Annotated in this window: 1 protein-coding gene; it reads left to right on the top strand. The window is 41.2% G+C overall.

Going from position 1 to position 226, the window contains the following annotated elements; genetic code table 11:
- The coding region (locus tag HMPREF3031_RS13505; protein WP_218969971.1) for a GA-like domain-containing protein at nt 1-226 on the top strand (226 nt) is incomplete at both ends.

Here is a 226-nt window from a genome sequence, read left to right as displayed (position 1 = left end):
TAAAAGGCAATTTACCAGCGTTATTAGCACAACTGCAAGGTATCGACATCCCAGAAATCAATGACGCTAATGCGAATGGTACAAATGACATCCAAGATCAATGGTTAAATGATGCCGAAGCTGCTGTGAAAGCAGCAGAACTTGCGGATAAAGCATCCCAATCAGCATGGAACATGGCAGTTTCCGACAACTTAATCACACCACAAGAACAAACATTACTAAAATC

Source organism: Staphylococcus sp. HMSC072B07 (assembly GCF_001815505.1).
GTDB classification, from domain to species: Bacteria; Bacillota; Bacilli; order Staphylococcales; family Staphylococcaceae; genus Staphylococcus; species Staphylococcus simulans.
This window is presented reverse-complemented; position numbering and strand designations above follow the sequence as displayed.